The organism is Paenibacillus sp. BC26 (genome assembly GCF_900116125.1).
GTDB classification, from domain to species: Bacteria; Bacillota; Bacilli; order Paenibacillales; family Paenibacillaceae; genus Paenibacillus_Z; species Paenibacillus_Z lignilyticus.
The window spans coordinates 472,507-499,098 of record NZ_FPAD01000005.1; the positions used below are offsets into that span (position 1 = coordinate 472,507).

Annotated in this window: 12 protein-coding genes; all 12 read left to right on the forward strand. The window is 49.3% G+C overall.

Annotated features, from left to right (window positions below):
- Window positions 1-2: 2 nt before the first annotated feature.
- The 12 genes from BM412_RS28095 to BM412_RS28150 all read left to right on the forward strand — a co-directional run bounded on the left by BM412_RS28095 (window position 3) and on the right by BM412_RS28150 (window position 26,533).
- A complete protein-coding gene (locus BM412_RS28095) occupies window positions 3-1,709 on the forward strand; it encodes a phospho-sugar mutase (RefSeq protein WP_091224996.1) in 1,707 nt (568 codons plus the stop codon).
- Between the two features lie 103 nt (window positions 1,710-1,812).
- A complete protein-coding gene (locus BM412_RS28100; protein ID WP_091225088.1) occupies window positions 1,813-3,936 on the forward strand; it encodes a DUF5693 family protein in 2,124 nt (707 codons plus the stop codon).
- Window positions 3,885-5,054: a polysaccharide pyruvyl transferase CsaB gene (gene csaB, locus BM412_RS28105; protein ID WP_091224997.1), complete on the forward strand. Its 1,170-nt coding sequence runs from the start codon at window positions 3,885-3,887 to the stop codon at window positions 5,052-5,054. The genes BM412_RS28100 and csaB overlap by 52 nt, the downstream gene beginning before the upstream one ends.
- Window positions 5,055-5,285: 231 nt before the next feature.
- The gene (locus BM412_RS28110; RefSeq protein WP_091224998.1) at window positions 5,286-6,419 is read left to right on the forward strand and encodes a glycosyltransferase family 4 protein; all 1,134 of its coding nucleotides are present in this window, start codon (window positions 5,286-5,288) and stop codon (window positions 6,417-6,419) included.
- Window positions 6,420-6,595: 176 nt separating this feature from the next.
- On the forward strand, window positions 6,596-10,762 hold the full coding sequence (locus tag BM412_RS28115; protein WP_177246131.1) for an S-layer homology domain-containing protein: 4,167 nt from the start codon (window positions 6,596-6,598) through the stop codon (window positions 10,760-10,762).
- A gap of 519 nt (window positions 10,763-11,281) precedes the next feature.
- Window positions 11,282-13,957, forward strand: a complete 2,676-nt coding sequence (locus BM412_RS28120; RefSeq protein WP_091225000.1) for an S-layer homology domain-containing protein — start codon at window positions 11,282-11,284, stop codon at window positions 13,955-13,957.
- A gap of 138 nt (window positions 13,958-14,095) precedes the next feature.
- On the forward strand, window positions 14,096-16,624 hold the full coding sequence (locus tag BM412_RS28125) for a hypothetical protein (protein ID WP_091225001.1): 2,529 nt from the start codon (window positions 14,096-14,098) through the stop codon (window positions 16,622-16,624).
- 117 nt (window positions 16,625-16,741) lie between these two features.
- Window positions 16,742-17,293 (forward strand): hypothetical protein, encoded by a 552-nt coding sequence (locus tag BM412_RS28130; RefSeq protein WP_091225002.1) that lies wholly within the window; start codon window positions 16,742-16,744, stop codon window positions 17,291-17,293.
- An 89-nt stretch (window positions 17,294-17,382) separates the two neighbouring features.
- Entirely contained in the window at window positions 17,383-17,655 is a 273-nt protein-coding gene (locus BM412_RS28135) for an alpha/beta-type small acid-soluble spore protein (protein WP_091225003.1), read from the forward strand.
- A 236-nt stretch (window positions 17,656-17,891) separates the two neighbouring features.
- A complete protein-coding gene (gene metK / locus BM412_RS28140; RefSeq protein ID WP_091225004.1) occupies window positions 17,892-19,097 on the forward strand; it encodes a methionine adenosyltransferase in 1,206 nt (401 codons plus the stop codon).
- A gap of 181 nt (window positions 19,098-19,278) precedes the next feature.
- Window positions 19,279-23,649 carry an Ig-like domain-containing protein gene (locus BM412_RS28145; RefSeq protein ID WP_256256633.1) on the forward strand — a complete coding sequence of 1,457 codons (4,371 nt, stop codon included), beginning with the start codon at window positions 19,279-19,281 and terminating at the stop codon, window positions 23,647-23,649.
- Window positions 23,650-23,803: 154 nt separating this feature from the next.
- A complete protein-coding gene (locus tag BM412_RS28150; protein ID WP_091225006.1) occupies window positions 23,804-26,533 on the forward strand; it encodes a stalk domain-containing protein in 2,730 nt (909 codons plus the stop codon).
- Window positions 26,534-26,592 lie beyond the last annotated feature (59 nt).

The window sequence follows — 26,592 nt, forward strand, 5'->3', positions numbered from 1 at the left end:
GGATGCTGGAGATGAACCATTCTACTGTAGAACGATACGAGGCTTGGCTGAGCGATCCGATGATTGATGCTGCTACGAAACAGGAGCTTGCCGCGCTAAGAGGCAACGAGAAAGAAATCGAAGATCGTTTCTACCGTGAGCTTGAGTTCGGAACAGGCGGACTGCGCGGCGTTATGGGCGCAGGGACAAACCGATTGAACAGCTACACTGTCGGCAAAGCTACGCAAGGACTGGCGAACTGGGTCCTTACCAAGAGCAGCACCCCTTCTGTCGTCATCGCATACGATTCCCGCAACAACTCTCCCGAGTTTGCGCTTGATGCCGCGCTTGTCTTGGCTGCGAACGGTGTGACGGCCCATGTGTTTCAAGCACTTCGTCCAACCCCTCAGCTCTCCTACGCCGTTCGTGCGCTTGGCGCAACAAGCGGTATTGTCATTACAGCGAGCCACAACCCACCTGAATATAACGGCTACAAGGCTTATGGCTCCGATGGCTGCCAGCTTGTTCCGCAAGATGCCGCCGAGGTGATTGGCGCGATCCAGCAAGTAACGGGCTTTGATCAAGTCCGCCGCATGAGCCGCGAAGAAGCGGAAGCGAAAGGCTTGCTCCACTGGCTGGGAGACGCGGAAGACCGCGATTATATTACTACTGTCGCAGCCGAGAGCTTGAACGGCAAGCTGCTTGCGGACGGACACGGCGCGGCGCTGACGGTTGTGTATACACCGCTTCATGGTGCAGGTAACATGCCCGTGCGCGAGGTGCTTAAGCAAGCCGGCCTTACGAATGTTCATATCGTGCCTGAGCAAGAGCAGCCTGACGGCTACTTCAGCACGGTGAAATCGCCGAATCCGGAAGAGCGTGAGGCGTTTAATCTCGCGATTAAGCTCGGACAAGAGGTAGGCGCGGACATTATTATCGGAACCGATCCGGATTGCGATCGGATGGGGGCGGTTGTACGTAATAATGAAGGCGAATACGTCGTGCTTACGGGTAACCAGTCCGGTGCGATTATGGTCAATTATTTGCTCAGCACGCGTAAGGAACGCGGCGATCTGCCGGCTAACGGCGTCGTGGTGAAGACGATCGTGACGAGCGAAATGGGTGCTGATATTGCGCTTTCCTATGGCGCGGAAGTCGTCAACACTTTGACCGGCTTCAAGTATATCGGCGAGAAAATGACGCAATATGAGAAAAGCGGAGAGCGTACCTTCCTATTCGGTTATGAGGAAAGCTACGGCTACTTGGCGGGCACTTATGCGCGCGATAAAGATGCGGTTATCGCTTCCATGCTAATTTGCGAAGCAGCTGCTTATTATAAGAGCAAAGGCAAAACGCTGTATGATGTCCTTGTTGAATTGTATGCGAAGTTCGGCAACTATTTGGAGCACCTGGAATCCCGCACGCTTAAAGGCGTTGACGGCGTTGCCCAAATCGGAGCGATCATGGAAGATTGGCGCAACAATCCGCCTGCCGAAATCGGCGGCGTAGCCGTGAATCAAATGCTCGATTATTTGCCGGGACTGGACGGCTTGCCGCCTGAGAACGTGCTGAAGTTTTTGCTTGCCGACGGTTCATGGTTCTGCCTGCGTCCTTCGGGCACGGAGCCGAAGATTAAAGTGTATTTTGCAGTACGCGGCAGCTCGCAAGACGAAGCGAAGGCAGCGATTCAGCGCCTGACGCAAGCTGTGATGGGGCGCGTGGACAACTAGACGGGTAATGGGATCGGAGCTTCCGTACGTGAATATTGCTGCGGAAACACAGACAGATAATCGTAGCGATAATTCCTACGGAGAATGTTAAGGAGTGGAAGATGTGCATACTGGTTGGCAACAATGGAATCGCAAAGCAACGTTTGTCCTTTGTGTATTGACGATATTAGGGTTGATTGCAGCACTGCCTATCGGCGCTACGCGCTGGAAGATGGAGAAGACCTCCGATAAGGTTCAGATGGTGTTCGATTACCGCGACTTGGTCCAAATCGCAGCCTATCAAGCCCATCCGAAGCAGTTCGTGAAGGACGAGCTGGTTAAGATGCATGCGGAAGGCATTACGGCGATGGCCGTGTTCGAGTCATCTCTGCAAGAGCTGGGCTGGGCCGGGCGCTTGTCGCTATATAATTCTTCCAGCGCAAGCGAGCTGCAAGGCAAAACGTCTACAGCCGATGAGAATTATACGTATGTGCTGTTCTCCAGTGCTAAGGATGAGGAAGTCCTTCGTCCGGTATTGGAATCGACTTATAAGCAATGGGGCATTACGACTTCCTCCTGGAGCTATGAAGGCCGTGGCGGCTTGATTCTGGAAACGCCGCTTGAGAATGCGATCCTGAAGCCGATGGTACCGGATCCGATCGCACTCGGCGAGATTCATGAGGCAGGCTTTACGATTGTACCGCGTTTGTCCGACCGTGTGCCGTTCGATGCCGCTTCGGTAGATGCGATGCTTGGCGGTTTCGAACAATTGGGCGTGTCGCGCATCCTGTTTGAAGGCGATGCCGTCAAAGGCTTCGCGGATAATGCCGAGCTGAAGAGCTTGAACCAGTTCGCGGAGCTGTTGAACAAGCATGACATCGGAATTGCGACCATCGAGAACTCTAAGCCTCAGAAGGGCATGAACACGCTCGGCTATTTGACTCATTATAATGTAGTAAGACTGTATTCGCTCTCCGATAATGACGCCGCTTCGATGAAGCCGGAAGAGATCGCGGATCGGTTCCAGCTTGCTGCGAAAGACCGCAGCATTCGCATGTTCTATCTGAACGGAGCGCCTTCGAGCAGTCCCGTGAAATCGATGATTACCGATCCGCTTGAGAATTTGTATCATGCGATGCAAGACAAGAACGGCGTATTGGCCAAAATGGACAAGCTTGGTTTTGCGGTAGACAGCCCGCAGCCGTTCGAGTACGAATCGCCGTCATGGCATAAACCGCTTAAAGCCGTCGTGGTGCTTGGCGCCATTGCTTTCATTACCCTGTTAATCAGCGCCTTCGTACCGGGCGTGGCGATTCCGGTGTTTGTGCTTGGCGTCATCGGCAGCGCAGGCTTGTACGTGCTTTCGAAGTCGATTCTCGAGCAAGGACTTGCGCTTGGCGCGGCAATCAGTGCGCCAACGCTGGCTTTGATCTGGGCGATCCGCCGCGTGCGGGCGCATACGGTCGGCAACCGCAGACCGATCGGCGGCGCAGCGGATGCTACCGCGACTCGCGTTGCGGGCGGAAGCGAACAGCAAGTCCGCTGGTTCTTCCCGGGCATTAGCGCAGGACGCCGCTTCTTGATGGCGATTACGATCTTCGCGACGACTTCGATTATCTCGATGAGCGGCATTCCGTTTATCGCGGGTCTCTTGAACAATATTACGTACAAGCTTGTACTGGAGCAGTTCCGCGGCGTCAGCCTGCTGCACTTGGCTCCGATCGCGCTCGTTGCGCTGTACTTGCTTCTGTACACGGGTGAATCCGTATTCGGCAATTTGCGCAAGCTGTTGAAGATGCAAATTACCGTTCTCTGGGTAGGGGTAGCAGGCGTGCTTGGCGTTATGGCCCTCTATTATCTGTCTCGTACGGGTAATGCCGGACAAGCTTCATCCCTGGAGCTGACGTTCCGTAATGTGCTGGAGACGACCTTCGGCGTTCGGCCGCGGACGAAAGAGTTTCTGCTCTCGCATCCGCTCTTCTTCTTCGGGATTTTCGTCGCGCTTCGCTATCGCGCAGCGTGGGTATTATTTATTGTAGGCGCCATCGGCCAGTTGTCTATGGTGGACACATTCGCGCATATTCATACACCGTTGCCGATTTCCATTATCCGTGATTTGCTTGGTCTCGTACTGGGCGCGCTGATTGGACTTGTGATTATCGGCGTGTGGCAGATTGGGGAAGGAGTTTGGAAACGATGGGCACCACGAATCGCACAACTGAAACAGGGCTTCAAGTCCGGCGTGTAGTCATCTCCGGCTATTATGGTTTCCGCAACAGCGGGGACGAAGCGGTGTTGAAATCGATTTTGTTCGCGCTGGACGAAGAGGGTGCGAGGCAGGGGCTTCGCATCGTGCCGATCGTGTTGTCCGGCGATCCCGCGGGGACGACTTCGATGTACGGCGTGGAAGCCGTCCATCGGATGCGCCTCGGGGAGATCGTTCGCGCCATTCGCGGCAGCGACGGTCTGATCAGCGGCGGCGGCAGCCTGCTGCAGGATGCGACAGGCGCCAAGACGATTCCTTATTATACGGGCATCCTCAAGCTGGCTCAGCTGCTTGGGAAACCCACATTCGTATACGCGCAAGGGATTGGCCCCGTGAATCGCCGGTGGATGGACCGGTTGATTCGCGGCGTCATGCGCCGCAGCGCGTATGTCTCTGTGCGGGACACCGAATCCGCCGCTTTGCTTGGGCGGATGGGGGTACCGCGTGAGCGGATCGACGTTGTACCCGATCCGGTCATGGCCCTGCCGCTGCCGGCGGCGATTGTCGCCGGCGCAGGCGGTGTTGGCGCAGACGCGGCGGAGGCAGCGGCGGGGATTTCGCCGCTGCCGGTGGTCGGCGTGTCCTTGCGCCACTGGCGCAAGGACGGCGCCGACCTGGCGCGCGTCGCCGCCGCGCTTGGCGCGCTGGCCCGCAGCCGGGCGGTGCGGCTGCGGTTCCTGCCGTTCCACACCCCATCAGACGCGGAAGCGTCGCGATGGGTGATGGAACAGCTCGGCGATCTCGGCGCGAGCGTGGCCGAGATTGCCGAGCCCGGCGACGACCCGCAGCTTATGCTGCTGGAGGTCAGCCGGTGTGACGCGCTGCTCGGCATGCGCCTGCATGCGCTTATCTACGCAGCGAATCAGGCCGTTCCGATGCTCGGCCTGTCGTATGATCCGAAGATCGATCAGTTCCTGAACCGGATCAATCTGACGCCAATCGGCACGACCGAAGCGCTTGATTCGGATGCTTTCGTATCGGCAATCGGCAAGCTGCTCGACGATCCGCAAGGATGGCGCACTGCTCATCACGACGCAATTGTACAATTAAAGGAAGAAGCGCGTGTGCCTGCGAAACAAATTGCAACATTTTTACGTTAATCAATATATGGATGCTCCCTCTCCCCAGCAAACAGGAAAGCTACTAATATGTAGATATATGGCCGAAAAATGTAGCGAATGCGCTGTGCGAGAAAGAAAATGTCGCAATAACTCGACCAAGCAAGCGATTTAAAGGGGAATTCCGTGAAAATTGCTTGAAAATGAGAGTGGAGTTTCTTTTTCAAACAGCGTATAATTCAATCCGGCGATAGCTATGAAAGGGAGATGGAAATGAGTCAGGTCGTACTCTACACAATCGGATTTATCATTTCATTATGTCTTGCACTTGCACTTACCCCGTTTGTCATTAAATTTGCTAACAAAATCGGGGCAATTGACAAGCCAAATCATCGTAAAGTACACACACGAATCATGCCGCGGCTTGGCGGTCTGGGTATATATGCTGCATTTGTCATTGCTTATTTTGCAGTGAAGCCTTTCATTCCGGAAGGTTTGCTGCGCAGCTACGACACGAACTTGATTAATGCGCTGCTCGTTGGCGGTACGATCATTGTCATCATAGGCGCACTGGACGACCGTTTCGAACTGTCTGCGAAAGTAAAACTGCTGGGCCAATTGATTGCGGCATGCGTTGTCGTACTCGGCTTCGGCGTTAAGATTGACCTGGTCAACATTCCGTTCGGCGAAGCCATGCAGCCGATTGCGGCTTGGATCAGTATCCCGCTTACGATCATCTGGATTGTAGGCGTGACGAATGCGATCAACCTGATTGACGGACTGGATGGCCTGGCAGCAGGCGTGTCCGGTATCGCGATCAGCAGCATTCTCGTAATGGCTGCGTTCATGGGTTCCGCACCGGTTATCTTGCTATGCGCATTGCTGCTTGGCGGCGTAATCGGATTCCTGGTCTACAATTTCCACCCGGCTAAGATCTTCATGGGTGACACCGGCTCGTTGTTCCTGGGCTTCGCGCTTGCAACATTATCGATGATGGGCTTCAAGCAGGTTACGATGGTTTCCTTCATTACACCGCTTCTCATCATTGGTGTGCCGTTATCGGATACGTTCTTCGCGATCGTACGCCGCTGGGTGAACAAGAAACCGATCTTCGCGCCGGACAAAGGTCATTTGCACCATTGCCTTCGTGAACTCGGCTTCAGCCATCGTCGCACGGTATTGATCATTTACGGAATCGCATCGGTCTTCGGAATCTGCGCAGTACTGCAATCCACGATCGTGCAATCGGATGCGGCAAATTGGATTACCTTCGGCGTCATTCTCGTACTCGTCTTCATTCTTCAAATTGGTGCGGAGCTTATCGGTATCGTCGATAAATCCCGCCGCCCGCTGATTAATTTCTTGCAGCGACTGGTGATGGGTACCCAGCAATCACGTTCGAAATAATGGATTTACAATAGTTTAAAGAAAAACTTCGTTCCCCACAGGGAGCGAAGTTTTTTGTTTTGTATGGGAACTTGCATGCTAGATTTCTGGTTCTCGTCTAAACTTTTGGAGGCTTAGCGCCGATAAAAAGGATACATCAAACTATGTGTATGGGATTGAAGTGGAGGAGGCTCACCGTGATCAGAAAATTAGTTACGTTGTTTATTATGTTGGCCTTAGTGATTCAATTAGTGCCTGCGAATCGCATGGAGACTGCTCATGCCGCGACAGGCAATTTTACGTTCCCAAGTGAAAGCGATCAAATCGGTTCCCCGAGAATCACGACGGAAGAGCGTATTACTCTTCAAGGGACACTTAATAATGTGGACCCAACATCGATCTCTTATGATGTCATCCAGATCATTGATCCTACGGATGAGAATAAAACAGGAAGCAAGCGCGAGAACCTAACCAGTAACGTTTCGGTGAACGGGTTCAGTTTGCAGATATTCAATATCCAACTGTTTCCCGGTCTCAACAAAATTACGTTTAAAGGCACTCAAGGTGGAGGAGAAGTAGCCAACTCCATTTACGTTGAATATCGGAACGGACCGATGCTTTATGATCTGACGGCGAGCCTGGACGGAAATAACTTCCCGGTCCTGGAGAATCAAACAACGGTTGTGCAATCGACAACTTCGCGGGGACGCAGCAGTGCGGATATCAGTATTACGGGTAAAGCACCTAATGCACAGCAAGTGACCATCATTGTGAACGGAAGCAGCAAGACCTATTCGGTCAACAGTGCCAACAATGATTCCTTCGCGGCGGCACCGATCACCCTGCAGAAGGGAAAGAACCAAGTTACCATTCGGATTAAGAACGGCACGCAGGTTATCGAGACTACGCGTGACATTGCCTTCTATAATGGAAGCGTCACTTTCTATGACGTGAACATCAATGAGATGGACAACGCTGCAACACCTCCGACACTGCAATCAGCTGCACTGGAATACAGCCCTAACTTCGTTATCACGAAGACGAATACGTTGCAACTGACGGGTAAAGTCATTGTGCCAAACAGTGTTTACCCAGAGTTGTATGGAACACCGCCGGTCATGACCGATCGGCCTCATCCGGATCCAACCTTGCCATTAACTTCAATGAAGGCAGAGTACAAGAAGGCAACAGATCCGCTGTATTCGCCTCTGCCGATTATTCCGGCCAATATCGTTATAGTTGGAAATCCTCAACCAACAGATAAGTTTTTTGTGTATCAATATACGATTGATCTGGGAGTGGCTTCAGCCTTCACATTCGATACGTTATATAATGTGAAGCTTACTGCTCGAAATGAAGAGAATGCACACTTGAACATCACACCGACGGAACAAAGTACAGACAACTTGTTCTTCTCCTTGCGCGATAAGAGTAAGCCGTTTGTCAGTCAAATTAACCATTTGGCCGGCTATAAGCCGACTAACTACCAAAGCATTGAAGGAACGCCGCTCGAAGGGAAAAACATTTATGGATTGCCGGTAGGTATCGAAGTGCTGATTGGCAACCCGAGTGGAACGAATAATGTAGCCGTAACGAGAGTTTCGGATTTGTACGGGCATAATTCGGTTCCGGTACTCAAGCCGGCTCCGGCAGCGGGGCAAACCCTGAATTCCAATGAGTATGCGATTCGCGAAGAGTCCTTGGTCACGCGGACAGTGAATGGTTCGCCGCAGGTCTTCCAACGCGTGATCCTCGAATTTTACAGAATGCCATTCGAAGGCACTCAGACAATTACGGTACAGGTTGGCGGCGCAACGGGGGATTCGAAGTCCTCGAAATTCACGCTGCTATACGGACCTTACGCAAACTTCAATACCATTTTCGATGGCATGACGGTTAGCGATGATTCCACTTCGGCAGATCGCGTTACGGATATCATTAAGACCAAATTAGGAAAATTCCGTGGCTCCTTGCAAAATATTAATAATACGTCCGAAATTAGATACGATAACAGTGTGGGACCGAGAACGGTGTACTTCTACATTAATAACGTATCGTTCCCGTTGAAACCGGTCGGTACCGATGTGACGCAATTTGAACTTGACCCGTCAGCACTGGTTCCTGCAACGCCTGATATTTATACGAAAGCACTTGATGCCATGTTTAATGGAGAAAATGAGCTCAAGTTCGTTTTCCAAAGTTCGAAGAGTTATTATGAGAAAATCGTTAAAGTGAATAAGGTGCCGACGAACTTGCCCGTCATTCCTGCTCAAACGACAGGCGTCTTCCCATTCACGTACGAAGATGCTATTCCGAACCCGAAACCGATTCTGAATGATCCGAATTTCACGAAGACCGGTTCGATTTATACGACGACTCAGGCTTTCATGAATGTTTTTGGTACGTTCGACTTCATTGACTTGGGGGAAAACGCCGTAACCGTCGGCAATAAAATGACGACGCTAATGGCACCGGAAGCAAGCGGACACGTTCCGGCCAGCGATTATATCCTTAGAATTACGAGCACTTCGCTTGCGGCTCCTATCACATGGAAGCTTAGTGATCCGTTCCAGATTGTGAATGGCGATACGCCGGTCGGTATTTACCCGACGAACGGGAATATTAACGGAGACCTTGTTGTCCGTTACGACTTGAAGACACAATCCTTCCAGTTCCTGCTGCGGAAGCAAGAGCTGAATGCCGATGGAAGCTCTAGCGTATTCCTGTTCAATGTGTATAACAGTGGTCTTACAGGACCGAAGGCGACTTACCGCTTAGAAGTAGATCCTAGCGTGCTGCCATACAAGATCCTTCGTCCGTACCTGCCGGCAGAAGGAATCGTGAATAAGAACTTCGTCGAAGTGATTATCAATGCCAAAGGTGCAGACAAAGTTACGATTAATAAACAGGTTGCAGATAAATATGCTTATGATGCCGATAACACACCGGGGAACGGCATTGAATACCCGAATGCTTTTAAAGCGACGGTTTCGGGATTAAAGCCTGGAGTCAACAAGATCAATTTCTCAATCGAAAGTGCTTCAGACAGCGTAAACAACTATTTTGAGATTACGTACACGCCAACGAACATTCCGGGTGCGCAATTCATGGATGAGATGAAGAGCTCCAATAAAGTGTTCGATGGTGCGGTTTCATTGACATTCCCGAAAGGTACTTCACTGATTCGTCGTGATTATAACGTACCGGCTAATCTGAAGAGCCAAGTATTTACCGGCCATAAACTGCTGTTTGCCATTGCAAACCCTGAGGATGGCGTTGTGGATCGTCGTGAATATGATAATCCACCGGCGGACTTTGACCTGATCATGCAGAACTTCGGTACAAGGTTTAAAGTGTCGTTCCCGACTCGATTTGTGAAATCCAGTCCGGTTTATTGGATTGATGCAGGTTTAGCCGACGATACGACTACGCCGAACTATGATCCGCTCAAGATGGGCGTGGATCCTTATCAATATCCAGGCGCTATTGGACCAGGTGATACAAAGATTCCAACTTATGATGAACGTCCGGATGACCGCGAGCTTGTTGCTTCCAAACGCGGATCGCTCACACTTTCCTTCGATCCAAGCATTCGGAATACGGCGGGAACGATCGTTACGGTGTACCGTTACGATGTGAAGAACAAGTTCTGGGTGAATCTTGGCGGGGTAGTGGATACGAAGAAGAATACGATTACGGTTCCATTCGATCAGTTCGGCTATTATGTTGTAGCCAAGATGGGGTATTCCTTCTCCGACGTGACCAACCATCCGTATGCACGTAACTATATTGAAACGATTTATTCGAAAGGCGTCATGAATGCAGCTAACTTCGATGATTTCGGCGCGGATATGTACACAACTCGCGGTGAATTCACCAGCATGATTGTCAAAGCGCTTAACATTCCGCTCAACTATGAGCTGAGTAAGCCTCACTTTGACGATGTGCCGCCAATCATCAATCAAGACGCACTTTGGGATTATAGTACGATTGAGACTGCAGCTCGCGAAGGTATCATTCGCGGTACGCAGCCGCGCGCATTTGAACCAACGGCAAATCTATCACGCGGAGATGCTGCCGTGTTCCTTGCAAGAGCATTAAACTTGAAGCTTGAGACGGATGCTGATAAAATTGATAAGGCACTACAGAAGACCTTCAAGGACTACACGGAAATTGACTACTACGCTAAAGCTTCCGTGCTGGCGATTGCCAAGAAGGGATACATCAAAGGATCACCGGTAGACCCGGCAGATCCGAAGAAAGGCTACACGTTCGAACCGAAGTCGAGCCTTCTTCGTTCCGACGCGGCTATCATAATCGGCAAGATGCTAGCTGATCTCAAGCGACTTCCTAAACTAAACTAAGTTGGATATGGTTGTGCTGCCCGGGATATTTCCGGGCAGCTTTCATTTTGTTACAAGTACTTCAAACGATTGCTAGAGTTATCTTTACATGGGAAATGTTATCTATCGACGAATATAGGACATTCGGCTTATAATAAACAACGTGGTAGACAAGTTGTTCTAGTTCATGTGGCATATCGACAAATTCGATAAAATAGCGGTAGAGAAGAAGTTTTTAAAAATTTTCAAAAAAACTTTTCCTCACATCGCAACTTTTTCGAAACCTGTGCGTTTAATTACATGAACCAGGCAACAGGAAAGCTGATCAGCCGTAGCGGAGTACTTGGAACTAATTCTCAAATTGCTCTTTACGCTAGAAATAGGCCATTGTATAATGTTATAGTGGTGTTCAGACTCTACCAGATTTTTCTTGTCAACTTTTGTTTACAAGATTCTGCGACAGGTTCCTACAAGGAACACTTCCAGCAGACATTATTTATAAGAAATCTGCTCAACTCGTGAAAGGGGGTGAATCGGCCAATGAGACAAACGAGCAATCTATATTCTAAACAAAACTCTAAAGAAACTAAGCATTATATAGGAGGAGACAAAAAGGTTATGAAAAAAAGTTTATCCCTACTCGTAGCAGCAGCTATGACTCTATCTACAGCATCGGTGGCATTTGCTGCTGACGGCGCAACTACAACTGAATTGTCCACACAAGCGAAATTTGACGCACTTAAAGCAGCAGGCGTATTCAGCGGTTTCCCTGACGGTTCTGCTGGTCTTGACAAAGAAATGACTCGCGCTGAGTTCGCGAAAGTACTTACGAAGTTGAGCGAGCTTGCAGAAAACTCTGCAGCTAACGTTTACTCCGACGTAGCAAAAACTCACTGGGCAGCTGGATTTATCGGCGCTGCATCTGAAGCTGGTCTACTTAACGGTCTTGGCGCTGGCAAGTTCGGTCCATCCGGTAAAGTAACTATCGAGCAAATCGCTAAAGTTGCTGACTTGGTAGCAGGCGTTGAGCCTTCTGACAAAGAAGTAACTGGTAAAGTATCTGCTTGGGCTAAAGGTTTCGTAGCAGCAGCTATCGAAGCTGGCTTGCTTCCTGAGCTTCCTTCCTACCAAGTGAACGCTACTCGCGGTCAACTAGTAGACGTAGCTTACGATCTTGCTCAACCAGTTGAAAAAGATCTTAAAGCAGTAGAAGCTAAACAATCCGGCGCTAAAAAAGTAACAGTTAAGTTCAACAGAGAAGCAGTAGCTGCTGAGAAAACAGCTTTGACTTACGAGTTGAAAAACGGTCTTACAACTTACCCTGTAACTGCAACTTTCGCAGCTGACAACAAGTCGGTTGATCTTGCAGTAGCTTACCTGCCAGCTGGTGACTATACAGTTACTGTTAAAGGTAGCGATGCTATCAATGTTAAAGTTGAAGACGAAGCAGCTAAGAAAGTAGATATCACTGTTACTGCTCTTCAACAAGTAACTAACCAAGATCTGGGCGTTAAAGTTTACAACCAGTTCAATGAAGAGATGACTGGCGTATCTGCGCAAGTTACTTCTTATAACGTAACTAAAACTAAACAACTTGCTAACGGCACAACTCTTAACCTGAAAGACGGCAATGATGCAGCAGCAATCAATGACGTAATCAGCGTAACAGCAATCGTTCCATCCGCTGGTCTTTCCGTAAACAAACAACTGAAAGTAATCAACGGTAGCGCTGCAACTTCCATCAAATTGGATCAAGTACAACCAATCACGGGCGACGCTCGCGTCGTTGTTAAAAACGGTTATGTACTTCCACTGACACTTCTTGATGCAGCTGGACAAAAAGTTAAATTGCCAGTAGGCGACATCGACCTGAAAAACGGTGGCGCAGCTGGTGGCGCAAGCAAAGATCACGCTGGTCTAGTGTTCTACGTGAGCGACAACACAATCATTGACACGCTGACTGTTGATGCTGATGGCGTAATCAAATTCAACACTAAGAAAGCCGGCACTGTTTATGTAACTGTAACTAACGGCGCTGCTGCAGTAAGTGCACAAACTTCGATCCTAGTTAACGACGTAGCGAAAGTGAAAACTTTCGAACTGGGCAACTCCGGTAAACTGATCGTTAAAGGCGAAAAAGCAGTTCTTCCTTTCACAGCTGTTGACACTTACGGTGCTGTAATCGCAGCTAAAGACATCAACTTGTCAAACGTTAAGTTCAATGCTTTCGGTAGCGAAGTTGTACCAGTGAAAAACGCAAAAGGCGAGCTCGAGTTCACTTTCACGCAAACTGGCACTACTACAATTTACGTATATGTTGACGGCGTTCTTCAAACTAAGAGCGTAGGCATCAGCGTAGCTGACGTTGCTGTTTACAAAGCAGTACACAGCGTTGATGTAGCTACAACAATTGAAGATCAAGCACAAGTTACACTTAACCAAGACAACATCTTGTTGGTTGACAACTATGGTCGTACTGCAAACGTTGCTGCGGATAAGTTCACAGTAACTAGCGGCAGCACAGATGTTGTTGCATACGATGCAGCTACTGATAAGTTGATTGCTAAAAAACCGGGAACAGCTGAAATCACAGTTGAAGCTTCTACAAATGCAGGTATCACTGCTAAGAAGTTCACAGTAACAGTTGTTGCTAACAGCGACATCAAATCTTACGCGGTTGATACAATCGGCACACTCTACGGTAACTCCGACGAAGCGAAAACTGTTAACCACAAACAAGGTGTAGCTCTTGTTGGTAAAACTGCAGGTGGCGCAACTGTAGCACTTGTTTCGAACGCTCCAGATTTCGTAACAAGCTCTGATGAGTCCATCCTTAAAGTTGTTGACAGCAAAACTGTAGTTGGTAAAAAAGCTGGTAAAGCTACAGTAGCAGCTTACCTGAACGGCAGCAAAGTTGCTGAGCGTGAAGTAACTGTAACTGAAGATGCTCCAATTGTAAAAACAGTTGAACTGAGCGCAGACGAGTACTCCGTATCTCTTGCTGGCGTTAAGACTGTAACTCCAGGTGTAACTGTTAAAGACCAATACGGTATTGCAATTACTGCTCCAGGTCGCATCCTAGTGTCCGACACTTCGATCGCAACTGTAAATGCTACAACTGGCGTAGTAACAGGCGTTAAAGTTGGTACAACTACAATCACTTATGTTGCTTCCAACGGTACAACTGATACTGCAGTAATCGTAGTTAACCCTTAATAATTAGTATTCCCTAAGAACAGGCGAGGTTATCCTCGCCTGTTTTTTATTTTTTAATAACATATCGTTGCTTGCCAATACGAAACAAAATGTACTATTGCTGCGTCTAATTAAGTATAGAATGCAGGAGGGATGAAAGTGGCTCAGAAATGGATGAAGATCGGCATCATGACCTTAGCAAGTGCACTACTAATTCAAGGTACAACTACGAGCTTATTAAATACTAATGTTGCATCTGCAGCAAGCAGCGGCACGAATTTAATCTCAAGCAAGGTTGTAAAACTAAATGCATCGGCTTATCTAACGATTAGGGATGTACATTTCCTTATGCAGGGAAAAGGAAAGGTTCTTGTATATTCAGTAAGCATAACGAACAATGGGAATTCATCGCTTGATCTAATGGATTATTGGCTTCGTGTGAAAACAAAAACAGGAAAATCCTTTAAATCAACGCTCATTGAATCGGATAAAGACAAGAAAGAAGTTGCTGCAAAGACAACGCAGTATCTTACCTATTACACGGTGGTCGATAATCAAACGAAATTATCGGATCTTGCTTTCCAAGTAGTTAAATGGGATTTCTCTGCTGCAAATTACGAGAAAGTATTAGGAAATATTCAATATCCGGCCAATGCTACGGATAAAGTAACACCCTACCAAGCGGCAACAATGCTATATGATAATAGTAAAGTTAGAAGTGCGATCAAGCAGGCTTACATAACAAAGGATGCCAACAATGCCTATTTGGTCATGAATGTACTGCTGGAGAATGTTGGTTTCCAATCTAGCGACCTTTCGAAAATGAATTTCTTCATTCAAACGGAAAGCCTCTCGGTTTATAACGTTACCGCTTCGGGATTGGATCAAACGTCAATCCAACCGAAAGAACGTAAAATCGTTACTCTTCATGCCACGATTCCACTGGCAGTAGCAGGCAAAGCACTGTCGCTAGTTGTGGCACAAAATGATGAAGCCAGCAAAGTGCAGCTTCCTGTAGGTGTTTTTGCGCTTCCAGTAACAAAACCGTTAGTGGCTGCTCCAGTTGGCAAACCACGGATGGTGTATGTAGCGGGAACTCCGGTTAACACGCTAAGCGGTCAAGCTTTTATTTCTCAAGGCTCCAACAGCAAAGATATTTCGCTGGACTTTTCGATGACTAACAACGGTTCTTCTTCCGTTGCCGCACCAAACTTTGATTACTTTATCGTAACCTCGTCCGGCACAAGCTATCCGCTCAGTTATGCACGGGAAGAGAATGCAACGCTGCTTCCTAGCATCGATAAAACGATATCGCTTAGCGGCCAAATTCCTACGAATGTGAATCTAAATTCGGCACTGCTCGTTGTAAAATCGCAAGCAACAGAAAAAGAAAAGGCTTATATCGTAGGAACGTACGCGCTTCAATCTACATCGCAGCAAGGTACGCTTGGCGGCTCTTTCAATTATGAGGATTTCTCGATTAAATTGAATACGGTTCAGCGCACGCCAAACAACGATAATGACGTACTAATCGCAAACTTGACGGTGACAAACAAAAGCACGGCAAGTCAACAAGTGCCCAATTTGGGTGGCTATTTTATGGTGAATGGCGTAAAGGTGGGTACCGAACAAAAAGCGGTCGCACTGGATGATGCCATTACGATCGCTCCTGGAGCATCCGCTAACTTTGTCGTTTACACCGAGATTCCTTATACTACGACCATCGATAAAATTACGTTTGTCAGCACGGAGCCGATGCAAGACAAAGCAGGCAAGCAGCTGTATCAATTCTCATCTCAAGGTCTGAGCGAGATTCCGGCTAAGCTGGTAAAAGATCCTCTGAAAATTACTAGTCTTGGCAAACGATCGACAGTTTCGGTGGCTCGGACAGCTATATTTGCCGGTACAACGAAAAATAATTTCTATGCGGAATTGGAAGTAACCAATAATGAGCTGCGGACGGCGCAAATCGCTCAGCTTGGCGGTTATATTGTCGATAAAAACGGTGTTGTTGTTCCAGTCCAATTCACATCGGTTAAAGACAAGCTTTCGCCTAGCGGAAAAGCATTGCTTAGCGTATGGGCTTCTGTATCGAAAAAATTCGATACGACTTCATACAAGTTTGTTTTAGGGCAAGCGGTACCACAAAGCACAAGTGGCAACACTGGCGGCTCGGCTGGTTCTGGTGAATCCGAAGAAGCTAAAACCATACTCGTCAATATGGTCTCGTATCCGTTGAGCGGAACGGCAGGGGCTGTAACGTCAGCGAACTTAGGAGAGATTAACTTCTCAGGTTACAAGCTTGGGCTGCATTACATCAATGCGTTCCTGAATGTCCAAGGCGAATTCGATGTTGCGGGGTTGAAAATGACGATGGACTATAGTCTATCGAAATCAACTGATTACGAAGTCATTGCGGGCGACCATAAAATCGAATTTGAGTTTGTCAACCAAGATAACCAACAGTTGACGTTCTCTAAACAGTACTCGCTCAATGCGGCAGCTGAAGGCGGAGAACAGTTAAAAGAAGCAACGTCTACGCCGTTGAGTCTAATCTTCAATGACTCCGAAATTCAAAACAAAATTACTCGTTACGATAATTATAAGCTTAACGTGTATGATGTATTTGAGAATACGAGGTTATTGATAGCAAGTAAAGACCTAAAATGGTTTATCACAACTCCTTAACATTTTTATCTCGGTGAGAGCCAGATCTGTATCTGGCTCTTTCTATTATGAAATGGTAGAAGTTATGAAAAATTTCAAGTATGCTAGATGAATACTGTTTGTAAGGAGGTTTATTTCTTGCGATTTAAAAGTCTTAAACTTGTATTGTCTATTCTTGTAATCGGATTTGCCGTGTGGTTTGGAACTAAATGGACAAGTGAAGCTGAAACAACAGATACCCCAGGCTCCGCCAACGACCCGGTCGTAACGAAAAGCTACATTGATAAACAAGTAGCTGAGCTCGTGAAGGCGGAACTGGCCAAACAAGGCGGGGGCGTAGACGACAAGAAGCTGCAGGAGATGTTCGATGCGTTCCGTGAAGAAATGGCACAGAGCGGTGGTTCATCATCTAAAGTAGAAGTCGTGACTGTGCCGGTTGGTAAGCGGCTTGTGGCCAAGGATGGTGCCGAATTTATCGTTCGCGCAGGCAAAGCGATGGCCTATAGTTCGGATGCGAATGGGATTTCTGATCTTACGGATGGTGTAGACATTAAGAGTGGTAAGCCTGTTCCTAATAATCACTTCATTCTGTTTCCGCGCGGTGGTCGTGGCGTGACGGCGCAGGTTGGGCAGAAGGCTGCTTTAACGGTACTTGTCCGTGGCGAATATGAGATGCAAGTGCAGCAATAGTTATTTTTACCCGATCTGACAACAAGTTATCCGCTTTGAACGGTGCCTTCCGGAACAAACTATAAGCATCCCATCAGGAGGTGCTTATCATGTCGAGAAGTAATCGCAAAGTTGTTCCGGAATGTGCACAGGCGCTCAATCAAATGAAGTATGAAATTGCAGCCGAGCTTGGACTTATGTCAGGCGGATCTGCTGCCGGTGCCGGCGATACGGAATTTGCTACAGAGCTTGGCGGTACTGGCAGTTCAGGCGGTCATGTCAATTGGTCACAGCTTGCGACAAGAGATGCAGGATCTGTAGGCGGGAACATGACAAGGCTGCTCGTCCAACGTGCAGAGCAGGTTCTCAAAGGGCTATCGTAGTTAGCAGGCTATTGCCATTGACACAAAGCGACAGTTTCGGTATCATACTGTTTTAGAGAGTATTCATGAGACCTTTTCCGATTTCAACATCGGAAAAGGTTCATTTTTTGGAATCGAAACGTTGGGCATTAGATAGAACCCATTTTCGGGTATTCATTTTCTTATAGAGTCCCAGCATTTTGTGCATGTTATTCATCATACTTAGAATTTTGAAAGCTGTAGGAGGTTGAGATTAGATGTCACTTAAAGGACGTCACTTGTTCACATCGGAATCCGTTACAGAAGGCCATCCCGATAAGATATGTGATCAAATTTCAGATGCGGTATTGGATGCTTTTCTTGAGGTTGACCCGTATGCGCGCGTAGCGTGCGAAGTTTCGGTAGCAACCGGTTTGGTGCTTGTTATCGGCGAAATCAGCAGTAAAGCGGATTATGTCGATATTCCTGCAATCGTTCGTCGTACTATTAAGGATATCGGCTACACGCGCGCGAAATTCGGCTTCGATTACAGCACTTGTGCGGTTCTTACATCGCTTAATGAGCAATCGGCTGACATCGCGCAAGGCGTTAACGCTGCGCTTGAAACACGTGAAGGCGTAGAGAACGTTCACCAAGAAAACCCAGATATCGGTGCGGGCGACCAAGGTTTGATGTTCGGTTTTGCTTCGAACGAAACACCTGAGCTTATGCCGCTTCCAATCGCGCTTGCTCACCGCATTTCGCGTCAATTGTCGGAAGTACGTAAGAACGGTACGCTGGATTACCTCCGTCCGGATGGTAAAACGCAAGTAACGATCGAATACGTAGACGGCAAGCCGGTACGTGTAGATGCGATTGTTGTTTCGACACAACATGCGGAAGAAGTGACTTTGGAGCAAATCCAAGCCGACATCCGTAAACATGTTATCGCTCCTGTCGTTCCTACAGAATGGCTCGACGAAGAAACAAAATACTTCATTAACCCAACAGGCCGTTTCGTAATCGGCGGTCCTCAAGGCGATGCTGGTCTTACAGGTCGTAAAATCATCGTGGATACGTACGGCGGTTACGCTCGTCACGGCGGCGGTGCTTTCTCCGGTAAGGATCCTACAAAAGTTGACCGTTCCGCAGCTTATGCAGCGCGTTATGTAGCGAAAAACATCGTTGCAGCAGGCCTTGCTGATAAATGCGAAATTCAACTTGCTTACGCAATCGGCGTAGCAAACCCGGTTTCCATCAACGTTGACACGTATGGCACAGGTAAAGTCGATGAGGAAGTTCTTGTTGAAGTGATCAAGAACAACTTCGATCTTCGTCCTGCAGGCATCATCAAGATGCTTGACCTTCGTCGTCCAATCTACGGTAAAACAGCTGCTTACGGTCACTTTGGCCGTACAGACATTGATGTTCCGTGGGAACGCGTTGACAAAGCAGATTTGCTGAAAGCAGACGCTCTTCGCTAATCATTGAACCTATAAACGAAACCGCTCCTGACAAGGAGCGGTTTTTTTGTGCAACTTTTAACTTTATCTTCATTTCAGGCCCCTCCGAGCCGAAAAATATAGTACATGTGTCTTAATTAGGGAGTGGGGAATATTGGTCCGAAATCGTAGATGGATATCAAGCATAGTAGCAGCATTGTTGGTGGTGCAATTCTTCGTGGGCGGATTTGCTTTTCAGCCTTCGCAGGTATCGGCCGCCGCAAGCGGTCCGGTTATTTCCAGCTTCTCGCCATCGGTCCAAAGTGCGAATGTACCGGTGAATACCAATTTGATATTGGCTTTCGACGAGAACGTGAAGAAAGGAACCGGCTCTGCCACGATTCAAATTCGCAGGCAGCTCGATAATCAGCTGTTCGAGTCGTATACGGTTGCAATCGACAGTAAGGTTTCTATAGGCAGCGGAACGAGTCGAAATATCGTCACGATCTCGCCAAGCACGAATTTTGCGCTGAATACAAGCTACTATGTCACGATCGATGCGGGGGCATTCGCGAACGATGCGAATACGAATTTTGCAGGGCTGAACAGTGCCGTAGGCTGGGTGTTCACAACGGTATCGGCAATCGACACAACGGCGCCGACCTTATCGACAACGCCAAATGTAGATCCTCTGACACCGGCTAATGGGACAACGGCTGGAGTAGGTACCTCATTGACGATGGTATTCAGTGAACCGGTGTATGCGGCTAGCGGCAATATTACAGTTACCAATGTTAATCAGCCGGCTGATACGCAATCCATTAGTGTAAACTCCATCAATGTAACGGGGAGCGGCAGTGCCGGTAAGACCATTGTCGCGAGTTTGCCAAGCAGCTTGCAGGGGAATAGCACTTATGAGGTTCTTGTACCGAGTGGCGCTTTTCAAGATGCTGCAGGAAACAACTTCAGCGGAATATCGACGACAAGATGGAGATTTACAACCAATGCTCCGCCGATTGGAACTGCGGTTCTATCGCCGGCAGATAATGCTTTTGCCGTGGGCGTAGCATCGAACTTCACGCTTTCCTTCCCAGGGACGGTTAGAGTGAACAGCGGAACGATCAGTATCAACAAAATTTCGGATAACAGCACGGTGCAGTCGATTAATGTCACTTCTTCAGCTGTATCTGTCGTTGCGAACGGCGCCGGATCAACGGTCAGCATTAATCCACCGAATGACCTAGCGGCGAATACAGGCTTCTATATTCTGATCGATGCCGGAGCATTTGTAGATGCAACAGATTCATCGAAGCAATATCAAGGCATGCAGGATGCGACCTCCTGGAATTTCTACACGGATCCGGGCAATGATACGACGCCTCCGACCATGCTTGCAGAACGGAAACCGCTTAACGCGCAATCCACAACATCCATCAATCTGGAGATGAACTTCAGTGAGCCGGTCTATCCGGGCACAGGTAACATCACGGTTCGCACCTATCCATCGGGCTCCGTGTTTGCGTCGATTCCGGTTACTTCGTCCAAGGTTAGCGGCGGGGGCGGGACCAAGATCACCGTAACGGATAACAGTAAAACCTACGTCAACAATCAAAGCTACTATGTTGAAATTGGGGGACAAGCATTCTCGGATGCGAAAGGGAACTATTTTACAGGCTTATCGGGCTCAAGCGCTTGGCGCTTCACGGTTACCCAAGACGGTGTGGCGCCTACAATCGTGACGCAAACGCCTGCCAATACGGCGCTTGATGTCCCGGTGCTTGGCATGAAGCTGGAAGCATTGTTCAGCGAACCGATTCTGCTAGGCGCTGATTCACCCGCGATTGTAATCAGACCGATTACTACCGGCTCCGCGGTCGCAACAACGTATGCGATTGATCCGAACAATAATCGGAATCTCTTAATTACGCTTAGCAGCGCGATGCTGCCTACTACGGACTATTATGTAGAGATGGCAGCAGGTGCCGTAACGGACCTTGCCGGCAATCCGTTTGACGGGATCCTCAATCAATATCAGTGGACCTTCAAAACATCTTCAGGAGCGGCAGGCGCTCCAATCGTCACAAGAGCCGATCTGGTAGGAAGCAACAAGATCGCGATCACTTACAACGAGAATCTAAGCACCAGCACAGATTCGATACCGGTTCCGGCCAATTTCTATGTGACCGTGAATGGTGCAGGACGGGCGGTAACAGCTGTGCAAATAAGCGGTCAAGTCGTGACGCTCACGCTGCAGAGTGCTGCATCCTATGGACAAGTGATTCGAGTATCTTACTCAGCCGGCTCCAAACCGATCAAAGATTTGACGGGAACGGCTGCAGCTAATTTCTCGAATTTGGCTGTTTCAAATGTGCCGGACTCCGTAGCGCCAAGACTACTGAGCGGAACAATTTCCGGCAACCTGATCCTATTGACCATGAGTGAAGAAATGGCGTCCATCAATCAGAATGCGTATTCGCAATTCACGGTTCTCATCGATGGCGCGTACCGAACGGTGACGCAAATTAGCGGCAGCGGAAATACGGTGTTTCTGAATTTTAGCGGGAATTCGGCTTCGATCGGCCAGTCGGTTACATTGTCTTATTCCGCAGGCTCTTATCCGCTGCGCGATCTATCGAACAATGCGCTTGCTTCCTTCAGCAGCTTCTATATCCAGAACGGACAGGATGCGAAAGCACCGCTGCTGCAAACCATAACCTCGTCTGGCTATACCATTACGTTGAACTATGACGAGGGACTTAACGGTGCGCTGATTCCTAACCCTTCATCGTTCTATGTGACGGTGAACGGAACAATGAGAACAGTCTCCTATGTGACCGTGAACGGGACGCAAGTTATCTTGAGTCTGCCAGTCTCAACGATTACCAGCGATGTCATATTGGTCACTTACTTAGGCGGGACGCCGGCGATTACGGACCTTGGAGGCATTCAGGCTCAGGCGTTTAGCGCCGTGCAGGCGAATGCAAGCGGAACGACAACGCTTGGACTCAATGGGATCGTGGCAAAAGGCAGTGAAGTAACGGTTACCTTCTCCAATGCGCTGAATACATCCTACGTGCCTTCAACGTCGCAATTCAGCGTAAAGGTGAATAATGTGTCTCGTCCGGTTTCTTCAGCCGTCATAAAAGGGGCGGCTGTCGTACTCTCGCTGTACACGCCGATCAGTGTCGGCGACGCGGTTAAGGCAAGCTACAGCAATGTCGGAACTTCCGTTCGTTCAACGACCGGTGCGATAGCGGCTTCGTTCACGGATTCCAATGTGGCGAATCAGACAACATGGGATGATGCCACGAGCGGCGACTTCAAGTCTGCGGTAGGCGGAGGCTTGGAAATCAAAGTATCCAGTGCAACGACGGCTTCGGCGGTTTCGCCTGCGGGAAATACAGTGAACAAGTTTATCCTGTCTTCCGAGAAGGTGGTACAAGCATATAACGCGGTTCGGAAAGCCGGAGGCACGATGCCTCGCGTGGTCTTCACGGTGCCGGACTCCGAGAAAGCGGCAGTAGTTGCCCTTCCGCTTGGAACGTTGGAAGATACGAAGAAAGCGACGTCCAATGCATCCTTCGCGATTGTATATAAGAATGTAACGTATGAATTCCCGCTCAGTGCGCTCAATTACGCACAGCTTGGACAGATGATGAATGCGGCAAGCGCAGTCGGGCAGTTGAATGTGTCCATCGACACCAATGCCGGAACGCTGGGATCAACGCTAACCTCTCAGTTGAACGGTTCTAATGCGCAAATACTCATCAATCCGATCAGCTTCGAGATGTCGGTTTCCAGCAACGGTCAAACGAAAAACGTGGAATCGCTGAGCAACTATGTGACGAGATCCATTACTACCGGAGCCGTATTGGATGGCAAAGCCGTATCGGTTGCATGGCTGGATCCCCAAACCAACAAGCTTTCCTATGTACCGACTCGGGTTACTCGCGCAAACGGACAGTCCGTCATTTCGTTTAAACGTAAAGGCAATAGTGTGTACGCAGTAGTACAGGGGGCAGCCGGGTATACCGATTTGAGCAATCATTGGGCACGCGCTGATATTCTATTACTAGCGAAGAAGTACATTGTCGAGGGCAATACGCTCACGACGTTCGCACCGAAGAAAGCTATTACACGCGGAGAGTTTGCGATGTTCATAGCGAAAGGACTCGGCCTTGCCGGTGACCGTACGGCAGCAGGTAAGTTCAAAGATGTGAATACATCTACGGCGCTGGCCGCCTACATTGGGGCGGCGAGTTCGGCCGGAATCGTGAAAGGGATGGCAGACGGCTCATTCAAGCCGAATAATCCGATTACACGCGAAGAGATGGCATCCATGATGGTGCGTGCAGCAAGTGCGGCAGGCGTCTCCATCGTACCGAAGCAAACGACGGCGAACCTGCTTAAGAAGTACACGGATCGCGGCAAGATCGGTACTTGGGCACAGACGGACATCGCTAAAGCAGTCGATTCCGGCATCATTAGCGGATTAACGGCCACTACCTTCGGAGCCAAAAATAAAGCGACAAGAGCAGAGGCTGCAGTCATGCTGAAACGGTTGCTCAGCTACTTGGCATTTATCGATATTTAAGAGAAATTGGGCTATCCTGTCGAATGGACACGGATAGCTTTTTTTTGTCGGTCGAATGATGTTGATAGGAGTCTTCTATCGCACGTAACTTTTCTACTAGTTTCATAGTCTAACCATCATAGGACATTTATGTGATGGGAGAGTTGCAAGAGTAATGCGCAAACTAGTAGAGAAGAAGAAGTCCTCACAGGCCGGAAAACAATTGATAACCCTGACGCTGGGCGCAGCGCTGCTCGTTCAGCCGATTTCCACAATAGCATGGCCATCAACGGCCGCAGCAGCAAGCGATACAGAGGCCGTACCACAAACCACAACGACCCAGACGCAGCAACAGCAGCAACAGCAGCAATTAGTTCGTATGTCAGAAGAGATGATTACTTCCGGCGCCAAGCGCGTCGACTATACATGGACAAGCAAGCCGGGGGAAGGCGCAGTGCTGTCCCGTGTGCATGTCATTGAGATCGATCTGACCAATCCCTATGTAAAACTGGATGTCATGAACGGCAAACCCGGCTCGGTTACGAGCGTGAGCTCGGTTGGCAATATGGTGAGCAAGACCGGCGCAGTTGCCGGTATTAATGGCGATTACTTTAACACGGCCAATGGCAAAGGGAATCCGATCGGCGCTGAAGTGAGCGGAGGCTTGTTGTCTGTTAGTCCGTCGAAGCTGACGGGGATGTACGCTTTTGCCGTGACGGCGGATCGCAAACCAATCATTGATTCCTATGGATTCGAAGGCAGCGTAACAGCCGGAGATGGTTCGACATTCACGCTATCCGGTATTAATAAGGCGGCATACCGTACGGAACCGGATAATGCTTTCAGCCATGCCAATGCGATGTACATTTATACGAGTGCATGGACGCAGTCCCGTCCGGACGTAGCGGATAGCTCTACGACTCCGACAGAGGTGCTTGTTCAGAATGGCATCGTCACGCAATTCGTTGATAACGGCATGATTCAAGGCACCGTACCTGCGGACGGCTATATTCTTCGGACACATGGCAAAGCAGCTCAATATGCGCGGGAGCATCTTCAAGTCGGACAACCGGTAAACGCGTCCTATAATCTTATTGCCCAATCTACGGGACAGAAGATCGACCCGAACTCCTTGCAAATGCTGATTGGCGGTCACACCATTCTGGTTGATAACGGCGCAGCGGCGACGTATACAAGAAATCCAAGCAGTATCAGTCCAAACACAGACCGTGCACGTACGGCAGTAGGCTATTCCAAAGACGGTACGAAAGTTATGCTCATTACGGTCGAAGACAGCGGCAGCAGTCAAGGCGTGACCTTGCCGGAGCTGCAGCAGTTAATGGTACAGCTCTCCGTATGGCGCGGCGTTAACCTCGACGGCGGCGGTTCCACGACGATGGTCGCGCGTCCGCTTGGCGACACAAGCACGCAGCTGGCATTCCCTACGGAATATGGCGATACACAGCGTCAGGTGGCAAATGGCCTTGGCGTATTCTCTTTGGCGCCGAAGGGGCAGTTGAAAGGAATTAAAGCAAGCGGCAGCAGCGTGTTGTTCCTGGGACAGCCGGCCGCTTACTCGATGAAAGCCTATGACACCTATTACAATCCGGTAGACCCGGGCTCGCTGACTCCGGTATGGAAGACCGCGGATGCACTGGGTACCTTTAACGGCAGCACGTTTACGGCAACGAAAGTAGGCAAGTCGTCCATCACCGTCAAATCCGGCGAGATCAGCGATAAGCTGGATATTGAAGTTGTCGGCGGAGATTCGATCGCATCCATGACTGTGGATGCAAGTTCACTGGTGCTTGAGAGCGGTAAATCGCTGACCGTACCGGTACATGTAACATTGAAAGACGGTCGCCAGCTGACCGTGCCGGCATCCTCGCTGAAGTGGGAACTGCGCGGCTTCACAGGCGCCTGGAGCGGGAATACGTTAACGATCGGAACGGTAAATCCGTCCGCATCAGCAGGCTATTTGATCGCCCGTTATGACGGTTTCTCCGCGATGACGGCGTTGGTAGCAGGAACCGACAAAAAATTTGATGATTTCGAAGGGAAGACCTACCCAATTTCGTTCCAAGGTACGAATGGTGTAGTGGGAACTTCCACGGTTGTCTCGGGACTTACCGGCGGCAATGCAACGAATGTCCTGCAATTGCAGTATGATTTTACCGGAGGCAGCGGTACTAAGGCGGCCTACGCCGTGCTTAACGGCACCGGACGCAAAGTGGAAGGCAATCCCTCGGCAATGACGGTAGATGTCATGGGCGATGGAAGCTTGAACTGGGTGCGAGCTGAATTCGTGGATAGCAAAGGCGCGGCTCACTTAGTGACGCTTGCCAAGCAAGTAGACTGGATCGGCTGGAAGCAGATTAAAGTCAATTTGCCTGCTGACCAAATGGCGTATCCGGTGACGCTCAAACGTCTCTATGTGGCCTCCCTTGAGGATGGTCAGGATGAGCGGGCGCTCACAGGTACACTGGCTTGGGATAACCTGGCGTTCCAATATCCGGCGGTAATTCCGGAACCCAAACATGTGAAGATCGAACTAAAAGTTGGTTCTAAATCGGCGAAGATTGACAGTCAGCCCTATAAGATGGATGTAGCACCGCTTCTGTTAGACGGTACGACATATTTGCCGCTTCGCTTCGTAACAGAGGCAATGGGCGCACAAATCGGTTGGGAGGCTGCGCTTAAACGAGTTTCCGTTCTTCGCGGCGATAAGCTGCTGGAAATGTGGGTAGGGAAAAGCGATTTCCTGTTAACAGGTGTCCGGAAACAGTCCGAAGTAGCTCCGATTATGAGAAGCGGTCGTACATTAGTCCCGATCAGGCTCGTCTCTGAGCAATTGGGCCTACGCGTAAATTGGGACGGAAAATTGGGTACGATTACCGTTGAATGAGATGGTCGCCTACTATCGGTTATGTGATATGATAGTTTTAGTATAACTTGAAGAAAGTG